Origin of the sequence: Streptomyces sp. NPDC001373 (assembly GCF_042895815.1) — a bacterium.
In the GTDB taxonomy this organism is placed as follows: Bacteria; Actinomycetota; Actinomycetes; order Streptomycetales; family Streptomycetaceae; genus Streptomyces.
Map to the genome: position 1 here is coordinate 1 of NZ_JBIAWQ010000034.1, position 12,361 is coordinate 12,361.

The 12,361-nt window shown below is 76.0% G+C and carries 1 protein-coding gene; it reads right to left on the reverse strand.

The genetic code is table 11. The features are described from left to right. Positions 1-12,357 (reverse strand): type I polyketide synthase (locus ACFY15_RS35425; RefSeq protein ID WP_390826894.1); only part of this gene is annotated, 12,357 nt, incomplete at its 3' end. Between the last annotated feature and the right edge of the window lie 4 nt (positions 12,358-12,361).

Consider the following 12,361-nt stretch of genomic DNA (forward strand, 5'->3'; position numbering starts at 1 on the left):
ATCGAAGGCATCCGCGAACACCGGGAACGCCGCATACAGCCCACGCCCCATCCCCAGCCGCTGACTCCCCTGGCCCGAGAACAGAAACGCCGTGCGCGTTCCCGCAGCCACCGCGCGACCCCGCACGAGGTCCGTCGACGGTTCGCCCTGGCTCAGGGCGGTCAGGCCGGCGGCCAGTTCCCCGGTGGTCGCGCCCAGCACCACCGCACGGTGGGGCAGGGCGGTGCGGGACTCGGCCAGGGAGAGAGCGAGGTCCGCCGGAGTGAGGCCGGGGTGGGAGCGGGTGTGGGCGAGGAGGTTGTGGGCCTGCTCGCGCAGGGCCGCTTCGTCCCCGCCGGACAGCAGCCACGGCAGGCAGCCGCGCTGCGCTGCGGGGGTCGGCCTGGTGTCGGACTCCGCGAGGGCCCCTGGGGCCGTCGGGGCCTCCTCGATGATGGTGTGGGCGTTGGTGCCGCTCACTCCGAAGGAGGAGACGGCCGCCCGGCGCGGCCGGCCGGATTCCGCCTCCGGCCAGGCGACGGGCTCGGTGAGCAGGCGGACCGCGCCCGCCGTCCAGTCGACGTGCGGGGAGGGCTCGTCGACGTGGAGGGTCTTGGGCAGCAGGCCGTGCCGGAGCGACAGCACGGTCTTGATCACGCTCGCCAGGCCGGAGGCGGCCTGGGTGTGGCCGATGTTGGACTTCAGGGAGCCCAGCCACAGCGGCCGGTCCTCCGGCCGCTGCTGCCCGTACGTCGCCAGCAGCGCCTGCGCCTCGATCGGGTCGCCGAGGGCCGTGCCGGTGCCGTGGGCCTCGACGGCGTCCACGTCGGCGGCCGTCAGCCCGGCGTTCGCGAGGGCCTGGCGGATCACCCGCTGCTGGGCGGGGCCGTTGGGGGCGGTGAGGCCGTTGGAGGCCCCGTCCTGGTTGACGGCCGAGCCGCGGACCACGGCGAGGACCGGGTGGCCGTTGCGGCAGGCGTCTGAGAGCCGCTCCACCAGCAGCATGCCCACCCCCTCGCCCCAGCCCGTGCCGTCGGCCGCCGCCGCGAACGGCTTGCACCGCCCGTCGGCCGCCAGACCGCGCTGCCGGCTGAACTCGACGAAGGCGTTGGGGCCGGCCATCACGGCCGCCCCGCCGACCAGGGCCAGTTCGCACTCGCCCTGGCGCAGGGCCTGGGTGGCCAGGTGCAGGGCGACCAGCGAGGAGGAGCAGGCCGTGTCCACGGTGAGCGCGGGACCTTCGAGGCCCAGGGCGTAGGCGATGCGGCCGGACATGACACTGCTGGAGGTGCCGGTGAGGAGGTGTCCCTCGACGCCTTCGGGCAGGGCGCCCGATATAGCGCCGTAGCCCTGGTAGCCGGAGCCGATGAACACGCCGGTGCGGCTGCCGCGCAGGGAGGAGGGGGCGAGGCGGGCCCGTTCCAGGGTTTCCCAGGCGGTCTCCAGGAGCAGCCGCTGCTGGGGGTCCATGGCGAGGGCCTCGCGCGGGGAGATCCCGAAGAACCGGGCATCGAAGCGGCCCGCGTCGTGGAGGAAGCCGCCTTCGTTGACGTAGGTGGTGCCGGGGTGCTCGGGGTCCGGGTCGTAGAGGGAGTCCAGGTCCCAGCCCCGGTCGGCGGGGAAGGGGGTGACCGCGTCGACCCCGTCCGCCAGCAACTGCCAGAGTCGCTCAGGGGTGTTGGCACCACCGGGAAAGCGGCAGCCCATGGCGACGATCGCGATCGGCTCGTCGGTGGTGTCCGTCCCCGTGGGTCCGGCGGGTGCGCGGCCGTCCGCCGGCAGGGTCTGCGGGGCGTGACCGGACACCTCGGAGGACAGGAAGGCGGTGAGGGCCTCCGCGTTGGGGTGGTCGAAGACCAGGGTGGTGGGCAGGCGCAGCCCGGTGGCCCGGTTCAGCCGGTTGCGGAGTTCGACGCTGGTGAGGGAATCGAAGCCGAGGTCCTTGAACGAGCGGTCGGAGGCCACTGCTGCCACGCCCGAGTGGCCCAGGGCCTGGGCCACTTCGGTCCCGACGAGGTCCAGGAGCACGCGGTGGCGCTCGGCGGCGGGGAGTGCGGCGAGTCCGGCGGTACGGGAGGGTGCCGTGTGATCGGCCGCGCCGGCGGAGTCCGTCCCGTCTCCGGCGGCGGCGAGGGCGCTGCGTGCCTCGGGCAGGTCGGCGAGGAGGGCGCTGGGCCGGGCGAGGGTGAAGGCGGGCGCGAACCGGTCCCAGTCGACGTCGGCGACGACGACCGTGGTCTCGTCGAGGTCCAGGGCCCGCTGGAGCGCGCCGATCGCGGTGTCCGGGGACATGGCGGGCAGGCCGCGCCGTCGCAGGTGGGCCTCGGCCTCGCCGTCGCCCGCCATGCCGGCGTCGGCCCAGGGGCCCCAGGCGACGGAGGTGGCGGCGAGCCCTCGGGCGCGGCGCTGCTCGGCGAGGGCGTCGAGGTGGGCGTTGGCCGCGCAGTAGGCGGCCTGGCTGCCGCTGCCCCAGGCGGCGGCGACGGAGGAGAACAGGACGAAGGCGTCCAGGTCCAGGTCGGCGAGCAGTTCGTCGAGGTGCCGGGCGCCGGCCGCCTTGGCGGCGACGACGGCGGCCAGGTCGGCCGGGGTCAGGGTGTCGGTGGGGGTGAACTGCGGCAGGCCGGCCGCGTGGATCACGGCCGTGAGCGGGTGGCTGTCCAGCGGGAGGGCCCGCAACAGGCCGGCCACCTGTTCGCGGTCGGCGAGGTCGCAGGCCGTGAGGGTGACCCGGGCGCCGAGTTCCTCGATCTCGGCGGCGAGTTCGCGTGCCCCGGGGGCCTGGGCACCCCGGCGGCTGGTGAGGACGAGGTGGTCGGCGCCGCCGCGGGCGAGGTGCCGGGCGACCTGGGCGCCGAGGGCTCCGGTGCCGCCGGTGATCAGGACGGTGCCGCGCGCCTGCCAGGTCCGGTCCGCCGACGGGGCCGTGGCGGCGTCGGCGGCGAGGGCGCGCAGCAGGCGGCGTACGAAGACGCCGGAGGGCCGGATCGCGATCTGGTCCTCGACTCCCGTCCCCTCGGCGAGGACCGAGACGAGGCGGCGGGCGGCCCGCTCGTCGAGGATGGCGGGCAGGTCGAGCAGTCCGCCCCAGCGGTCCGGGTGGTCGAGCGCCGTCGAGCGGCCGAAGCCCCAGACCATGGCCTGGTCCGGGCTGGTCAGCGCGTCCGAGCGCCCGATGGAGACAGCCCCCCGGGTGGCACACCAGAGCGGCACGGCCGTCTCCGCGTCACCCAGGGCCTGGACCAGCAGGGTGGTCAGGGCCAGCCCGGCGGGCAGTTCGGGGTGGTCCGGGTGGGAGGCGTCGCTGAGCGCGAGGAGGGACAGGACCCCGGCCGGCGCCGTCGTCTCGTGCTCGCGGCGCAGGCGCGCCGCGAGGTCGCCACGGGTCGCGTCGGCGGGTACGGAGAGGAGCGCGACCTCGGCGCCGTGACGGGCCAGGGCGTCGGTGACGGCGGTGACCACGGGGGCGTCCTCGCCGCCCTCGGGAACGGCGAGCAGCCAGGAACCGGTCAGCTCGGCGGTGTCCCGGCTGCCGGTCAGCGGCTGCCAGGAGATCCGGTAGCGCCAGGAGTCGACGACGGAGCGGCTGCGCTGGCGGCGACGCCACTGGGACAGCGCGGGGAGGACCGAGCTGAGCGGGGAGTCCCCGGCGACCTCCAGCCGTTCGGCGAGGGCGGCCAGGTCCTGGTTCTCGACGGTCTCCCAGAACGCGGCCTCGGCCGGGTCCGCCGCCTCGGTGCCGGTCTCCCGGGAGTCGGCGGGGACCAGCCAGTAGCGGGTGCGCTGGAAGGGGTAGGTGGGCAGGTCGACGCGGCGGGCACCACGGCCTGCGAGGACCGCCTCCCAGTCGACGGGGGTGCCGTGGACGTGGAGCCGGGCGACGGCGGTGGTGACGGCCAGGGGCTCGGCGCGGTCGGCGCGCAGCAGCGCCACGGTCACCGCGTCCTCGTCCAGGAGCTCCTGGGTGAGGGCGGTCAGGACCCCGCCGGGGCCGATCTCCAGGAAGGTGCGGACGCCTTCGAGGACCAGGCAGTCGACGGCGTCGGCGAAGCGGACGGCCTCACGGACGTGGCGCACCCAGTAGTCGGCCGAGCCGAACTCCTCGGCGGAGACCATCCGCCCGGTGAGGGCGGAGACGACCGGCAGGGACGGGGTGCCGAAGGCGACCGATTCCGCGACCTCGCGGAAGGCGTCGAGCATCGGGTCCATCAGCGGGGAGTGGAAGGCGTGGGAGACGGACAGGGCCTTGGTCCTGCGGCCTTCCGCCGCGAGCTTCCCGGCCAGCTCGGCGACCGCGCCCTCGGCACCCGAAAGGACCACGGACGTGGGCCCGTTGACGGCCGCGATGCCCATCCGGTCCTCGGCCCCGGCCAGCAGCTCCCGTACCTCGGCCTCCGAGGCCTCGACCGCGACCATCACCCCGCCGAAGGGAAGTTCCTGCATCAGCCGGCCGCGCGCGGCGACCAGCCTCGCCGCGTCCTCAAGGGAGAACACACCCGCCACATGGGCCGCCGCGAACTCGCCGACGGAATGCCCGGCCAGGAAGTCCGGGCGCACACCCCAGGACTCCACCAGCCGGAACAACGCCACCTCCACCGCGAACAACGCCGGCTGCGTGTATCCGGTCCGGTCCAGCAGCTCCGCGTCCGCACCGAACACCACCTCCCTGAGCGGGAGTTCGAGGTGCGGATCCAGGGCCCCGCACACCGCGTCGAAAGCCTCCGCGAACACCGGGAAGGCGGCGTACAGTTCACGCCCCATGCCCGGGCGCTGGCTGCCCTGCCCCGAGAACAGGAACGCGCTGCGGCCGGCACCCGCGGGCGCCGTGCCCGACACGGTCTCCGGGCCCGGGCTCTCACCGCGGGCGAGGGGGGTCAGGCCGCGCAGCAGGTCGTCCCGGTCGTTGCCGGTGATGACCGCGCGGTGCGGAAAGGAGGTGCGGGTGGTCGCCAGGGAGAGGGCGACGTCCGTCGCGGCGGCCCCTTCGGTGGAGCGGAGGTGGGCGAGCAGTCGCTCCGCCTGGGCCCGCAGGGCGTTCTCGTCCTTGGCGGAGATCAGCCAGGGGATGGGCCGCTGGGCGGGCGCCTCGTCCGGGCTGCCGCCGGTCTCACCGGTGCGGGTGGCGTCCGGGGCCTGTTCGACGATGACGTGGGCGTTGGTGCCGCTGACGCCGAAGGAGGAGACGCCCGCCCGGCGCGGACGTCCGTCGTGCTCCGCCCACTCACGGGCCTCGGTCAGCAGGCGCACGTCCCCCGCGGACCAGTCGACGTGCGGGGAGGGCTCGTCCACGTGCAGGGTCTGCGGCAGCACCCCGTGGCGCATCGCCATCACCATCTTGATCACACCCGCCACACCGGCCGCGGCCTGCGTATGACCGATGTTGGACTTGACCGTGCCCAGCCACAGCGGCCTGCCGTCCGCGCGGTCGGTGCCGTAGGCCTTCAGCAGGGCCTGGGCCTCGATGGGGTCGCCGAGGGTGGTGCCGGTGCCGTGGGCCTCGACGGCGTCGACCTCTCGGGCGGACAGTCCGGCGTCCGCGAGGGCCTGGCGGATCACCCGCTGCTGTGCCGGGCCGTTCGGGGCGGTCAGGCCGTTGGAGGCGCCGTCCTGGTTGATCGCGGAACCGCGGACGACGGCCAGGATCCGGTGCCCGTTGCGGCGGGCGTCGGAGAGCCGCTCGACGAGCAGCATGCCCGCGCCCTCGGCGAGGCCGGTGCCCTCCGCCGAGGCGGCGAAGGCGCGGCAGCGGGCGTCGGGGGCCAGTCCGCGCTGGCGGCTGAAGCCGATGAGGGCGCCCGGGGTGGACATGACGGTGACGCCGCCCGCGAGGGCCAGGTCGCATTCGCCCCGGCGCAGGGACTGCGCGGCGAGGTGCAGGGCGACGAGGGAGGAGGAGCAGGCCGTGTCCACGGTCACGGCCGGTCCTTCGAGGCCGAAGGTGTAGGCGACCCGGCCCGAGACGACCGATGCCGAGTTGGCGGTCAGGAGGTGGCCTTCCATGCCCTCGGTCTGCTCCTGCGAGAGGCCGACGGCGTAGTCCTGGCCGTTGGTGCCCGCGAAGACGCCGGTGCGGGAGCCGCGCAGGGTGGCGGGGTCGATCCCGGCCCGTTCGAAGGCCTCCCAGGAGGTTTCCAGCAGCAGCCGCTGCTGCGGGTCCATGGAGAGGGCCTCGCGGGGCGAGATCCCGAAGAACTCGGGGTCGAAGTCGCCCGCGTCGTGGAGGAAGCCGCCTTCCCTGACGTAGCTGGTCCCCGGGTGGTCGGGGTCGGGGTGGTAGAGGGCGTCGAGGTCCCAGCCGCGGTTGGCGGGCAGGCCGGTGATGGCGTCGGTGCCGTCGGCGAGGAGGGTCCAGAGGTCCTCGGGGCTGCGGACCTCGCCGGGGAGCCGGCAGCTCATGGCGACGATGGCGACGGGCTCCTCGGCGCCGCCGGCGGCGGCCCGGCCGGGTGTGGTGGGCGCGGCGGTGACGAGGGCCGTGCCGGGATGACCGCCGGGGATCTCGTCGAGGAGGTGGGCGGCGAGGGCGCTGGGGGTGGGGTGGTCGAAGACCACGGTGGCGGGGAGGCGGACGCCGGTGGAGGCGGCGAGCCGGTTGCGGAGCTCCATCGCGGCCAGCGAGTCGAAGCCGAGTTCCCGGAAGGCCCGGCCGGGGTCGATGGCCCCGGGGGTGGCGTGGCCGAGGACGGAGGCCACCTGGTTGCGGACGAGGGTGAGTACGGTGTCGCGGCGCTCGGCGGGCGGCAGGGCGGCCAGCCGGGACAGTTCGGCGGAGAGGCCGCCGGGGCCGGGTGCGGCGCTCTGCGCGGCGCGGCGCCCGCGGGTGCGGACCAGTCCGCGCAGCAGAGCGGGTACGGGGCCCGCTGCCCGGGCGCGCAGTGCGGGCAGGTCGAGGCGTACGGGGGCCAGGGCCGCGTGGTCCAGGGTGCGGGCGGTGTCGAGGAGGCGCAGGCCCTCGTCGGCGGAGAGCGGGACGAGTCCGGCGCGGGTCATACGCCGCAGGTCCTCTTCGGCCAGCCGGGTCTGGTCCCCGCGTTCGTCCCAGACGCCCCAGGCGAGGGAGGAGGTGGGCAGACCCTGGGCCCGGCGCTGGTGGGCAAGGGCGTCGAGGAAGGCGTTTCCCGCCGCGTAGGCGCCCTGTCCGGCGCCGCCGAGGGTGCCGGCGAGGGAGGAGAAGAGGACGAAGGCGGAGAGGTCCAGGCCGCGGGTCAGTTCGTGGAGGTTGAGTGCGGCGTCGACCTTGGGGCGCAGGACGAGGTCGAGGTCCTCGGGGGTGAGGGAGTCGACGAGTCCGCCGGCGACGACGGCCGCGGCGTGGACGACCGCGGTGAGCGGCCGGTCGGCGGGGACGGCCGTGAGGAGGGCGGTGAGGGCGTCCCGGTCGGCGGCGTCGCAGGCGGCGACGGTGACGGTGGCGCCGAGTGCGGCGAGTTCCTCCTGGAGTGCGGCAGCGCCTTCGGACTCGGGGCCGCGACGGCTGGTGAGGAGGATGTTGCGGACGCCGTGGGCGGTGACGAAGTGGGCGGCGACGAGCCGGCCGAGGGCGCCGGTGCCTCCGGTGATCAGTACGGTGCCGTCGGGGTCGAGGGCGGGGACGGGGGCGGGTTCCGCGGCAACGGGGACGCGGGCCAGCCGCGGTACGGACATCCGGCCGTCACGCAGGGCCAGTTGGGGTTCGCCGGTGGCGACGGCGGCGGGCAGGCGGCGCAGGGACTGCGGGGTGCCGTCGGTGTCGGCGAGGACGAGGCGGTCGGCGTGCTCGGACTGGGCGGAGCGGACCAGGCCCCAGACGGGGGCGTGTCCGGGCCGGGTGTCGGGGGCGCCGTCGGTGTCCTCGCCCGGTACCGCGACGGCCCGGTGGGTGAGGAGGACCAGCCGGGAGGCGGCGAAGCGGTCGTCGGCCAGCCAGTCCCGCAGGAGGGCGAGGGTGGCCCGTGCGGTCTCCCGGACGGCCGCGGCGTCGGCGCCCGGTTCGCCGCCGGCCGCGGGGAGGACGACGGCGACGGTCGCGGGGACGGGCGTGCCGGCGGCGACCGCCGCGGCCAGGGCGGCGAGGTCGGGGTGGGTGGCGGGCCGGGTACCGCCGGTCTCCAGGGCGGCGGCGGTCTCCTGGAGGGCCGTCTCCCCGGTGCCGGTGCCAGTGCCGATGAGGGCCCAGGGCTCCGCGGGGGTGGCGGTGTCGGCGAGCGGCTGTGCCGGCCACTCCACCTGGTAGAGGGATGCGTGGTGTGCGGTGAGCGCGGCCCGCAGGTGTTCCTCGCGGACCTCCCGGAAGGTGAGCGTGCCGACGGTGGCCACGGCCCGGCCGGCGTCGTCGGCGGCGGTGACGGCGACCGCGTCGGCTCCGGCCGGGGTCAGCCGGATCCGCAGCCGGGTGGCGCCGGTGGCGTGCAGGCGTACGTCCTCCCAGGAGAAGGCCATCCGTCCGGTGCCCATGTCCCCGAGCGGGCCGAAGCCGACGGCGTGCAGCGCGGCGTCCAGCAGGGCCGGGTGCAGCCCGTAGCGGTCGGCACCGGCGCGGGCGTCCTCGGGCAGGATCACCTCGGCGAACACCTCGTCGCCGAGCCGCCAGGCGGCGTGCAGGCCCTGGAAGACGGGGCCGTAGGCGAAGGAGCGTGCGGCGAGCTCGGCGTAGAAGCCGTCGAGGTCGACGGGGATCGCGCCGGCGGGCGGCCATGCGGCCGGTCCCGCTCCGGCGTCGGGGGCGGCGGTGGCGGGCGCGGAGTTCAGCACGCCGGTGCCGTGGCAGGTCCAGCCCTCCTCGGCGGCTGTGTCGGGGCGGGAGTGGACGGCGAAGCGCCGGTCCCCGGACCCGTCGGCCGCGCCGACCGCGACCTGGACGAGGACGCCGCCCTGCTCCGGGAGGACCAGCGGTGCCTGGAGGGTGAGTTCGGCCAGGTTGTCGCAGCCGAGGTGGTCGCCCGCCCGGACGGCGAGTTCCACGAAGGCCGTACCGGGCAGGATGACCGCGCCCAGCACCTCGTGTCCGGCCAGCCAGGGGTGTGTGTGCGTGGACAGCCGGCCGGTGAGCAGCAGGCCGTCGGCGTCGGCGAGGGTGGTGACGGCGCCGAGGAGGGGGTGGTCGGAGGGGGCGAGCCCCAGGCCCGCCGCGTCCGCGGGGGTGTGGGGGGCGTCGAGCCAGTAGCGCTCGTGCTGGAAGGCGTACGTGGGCAGCGGGATCCGGCGGGCGTCGGGGGCGGCGAGGACGGCCGGCCAGTCGAGGGCGACGCCGTGCGCGTGGGCCTCGGCGGCGGAGCGCAGGAAGCGGTCGGTGCCCCCTTCGTCGCGGCGCAGGGTGCCGAGGGCGACCGCGCCGCCGCCCAGGTCGTCGAGGGTCTCCTGGATGCCGACGGTGAGCACCGGGTGGGCGCTGACCTCGATGAGGGCGCCGTGCCCGTCGCGGACGAGGGCGCGGGTGGCCTCCTCGAAGCGGACGGTCTGGCGCAGGCTGCGGTACCAGTACTCGGCGTCGAGCCGCTCGGTGTCCAGGGCGCCGCCGGTGACGGTGGAGTAGAACGGCACGTCGCAGGCGCGGGGGGTGATGTCCGCGAGTGCTTCGAGGACTTGGGCGCGGACGGCCTCGACGTGAGCGGAGTGGGAGGCGTAGTCCACGGCGATCAGCCGGGCCCGGGTCCCTTCGGCGTGCAGGGCGTCGCGGAGCTCGGCGAGGGCGTCGCCGTCGCCGGAGACCACGATGGAGGACGGGCTGTTGACGGCGGCGACGGACAGCCGCTCGCCCCAAGGGGCCATCCGGGGCGTGAGCCGGTCCAGGGGCAGGGCGACGGAGAGCATGCCGCCCCGGCCGGACAGTACGGTCAGAGCCCGGCTGCGCAGGGCGACGACCTTCGCGGCGTCCTCCAGGCTGAGCGCGCCGACGACGGCCGCGGCGGCGATCTCGCCCTGGCTGTGGCCGGCGACGGCCGCGGGGTGCACCCCGTAGGAACGCCACAGTTCGGCCAGGGAGACCATCACCGCGAACAGGACGGGCTGGACGACGTCGACCCGCTCGAAGCCGGGGGCGCCGGGCGCGCCGCGCAGGACCTCCGTCGGCGACCAGTCGACGTGGGGGGCGAGGGCTTCCTCGCACTGGCGCATGCGTTCGGCGAACACCGGGGCGGTGTCAAGGAGTTCGACGGCCATGCCGGCCCACTGGGAGCCCTGGCCGGGGAAGACGAAGGCGGGCCGGCGGGTGTCGTCGGCGGTGCCGCGCACCACGTCGGTGCCGGCGGGGGCGGGCGTGCCGAGCTCCGCGTCGGCGAGGTGGTCCAGGGCGCGGTCCAGGCCGGGCCGGTCGGCCGCGAGCAGGACGGCGCGGTGGGGGAAGGCGGTGCGGGTGGTGGCGAGGGAGTGGGCGATGTCGGCGGCGGTCGGGGTGGTGCCGTCGGGGGCCGCGGGCAGGGCGGCCAGGTGGGCTCGGAGGCGGGCGGCCTGCGCGGTGAGGGCGGCCGGGCTCTTGGCCGACAGCGGCCAGCAGATCAGGCGAGGTCCGCCGTCCGGGACTCCGGCGGCGTCGGGCTCGCCGCCGGCGGCGTGGTCGCCGCCGATGCCGGTGAGGGTGGCGGCCCGGCCGGCGAGGGCGGTGCCCAGGGTGGCGGCCCGGCCGGCGAGGGCGGTGGCGGCCCGGTCGGCGAGGGCCGTCACCGCGTTGGTGGCCGCGCGGTCGGGGGCGGGAGCCGTGTCGGGGGCGGTGTCCCCGCCCAAGGGGGTGTCCCCGCCCAAGGGGGTGTCCCCACCCAAGGGGGTGTCCCCACCCAAGGGGGTGTCCCCGCCCGGGGTGGGAGACGTGCCGGAGCCGGCAGACGTGCCTGCCGTGACATCGCCGCCCGTGGTGCCGGACGTCCCCGAGGGGGCAGCAGTGCCCGAGGGGGCGGACGTGCCCGGGGCGACGGACGTACCCGCGGTGGCCGTGCCCGGGGCGACGGACGTACCCGCGGTGGCCGTGCCCGGGGCCGCGGGAGTGGCCGCGGCGGACGCCGGTTCGGCGGGGGCGAGGTGCTGTTCGATGACGACGTGCGCGTTGGTGCCGCTGACGCCGAAGGCGGAGACCGCCGCCCGGCGGGGCCGGCCGGGCTCCATGCCGGGCCAGGCGGTGTTCGCCGTGACCAGCGAGACGGCACCCGAGGACCAGTCGACGTGCGGGGTCGGCTCGTCCGCGTGCAGGGTCTTCGGCAGGACGCCGTGGCGCAGCGCCTGCACCATCTTGATGACGCCCGCGACACCGGCTGCGGCCTGGGTGTGCCCCAGGTTGGACTTGACGGAGCCCAGCCACAGGGGCCGGTCGGCGGGCCGCTCCCGGCCGTAGGTGGCGAGCAGGGCCTGGGCCTCGATCGGGTCGCCGAGGGTGGTGCCGGTGCCGTGGGCCTCGACGATGTCCACGTCGGACGGGGACAGCAGGCCGTTGGCCAGGGCCTGGTGGATGACGCGCTGCTGTGCGGGCCCGTTGGGGGCGGTGAGGCCGTTGGAGGCGCCGTCCTGGTTGACGGCGGAGCCGCGGACCACGGCCAGGACGGGGTGTCCGAGCCGGAGCGCGTCGGAGAGCCGTTCGACGAGCAGCATGCCGACGCCCTCGGACCAGCCGGTGCCGTCGGCGGCGGCGGAGAAGGCGCGGCAGCGGCCGTCGGGCGAGAGCCCGCGCTGGCGGCTGAACTCGACGAAAGTGGTCGGGCCGGCCATCACGGTGACGCCTCCCGCGAGCGCCAGGTCGCACTCGCCCTGCCGCAGGGCCTGGACGGCGAGGTGCAGGGCCACGAGGGAGGAGGAGCAGGCCGTGTCGATGGTGACGGCCGGGCCCTCCAGGCCGAGGGTGTAGGCGATGCGGCCGGAGACCACGCTGCCGGTGTTGCCGGTGCTCACGTAGCCCTCGATGCCGTCGGGCATGGCGGGGAGGCGGGAGACGTAGTCGTGGTACATGACCCCGGCGAACACACCGGTGCGGCTGCCGCGCAGGGAGTGCGGGTCCATCTCGGCACGCTCGACCGCCTCCCAGGCGGCTTCGAGGACGAGCCGCTGCTGGGGGTCCATGGCGAGGGCCTCGCGCGGACCGATCCCGAAGAACCCGGGGTCGAACTCGGCCGCCCCGTCCAGGAATCCGCCCTCTCGGGTGTAGGTGGTGCCGGGGTTCCCGGGGTCCGGGTCGTAGAGCGCGTCGAGGTCCCAGCCCCGGTCGGTGGGGAAGCCGGATATCGCGTCACGGCCCGAGGCGATCAGGTCCCACAAATCCTCGGGGGACTCGACGCCGCCGGGGAAGCGGCAGCTCATGCCCACGATCGCGATCGGTTCGCGGTTCTTGCCCTCGGCCTCGCGCAGCCGCTGGCGCGCGTGACGCAGATCGACGGTGGCGCGCTTGAGGTAGTCGCGGAGCTTGTTCACATCGGTCGTCATCTGG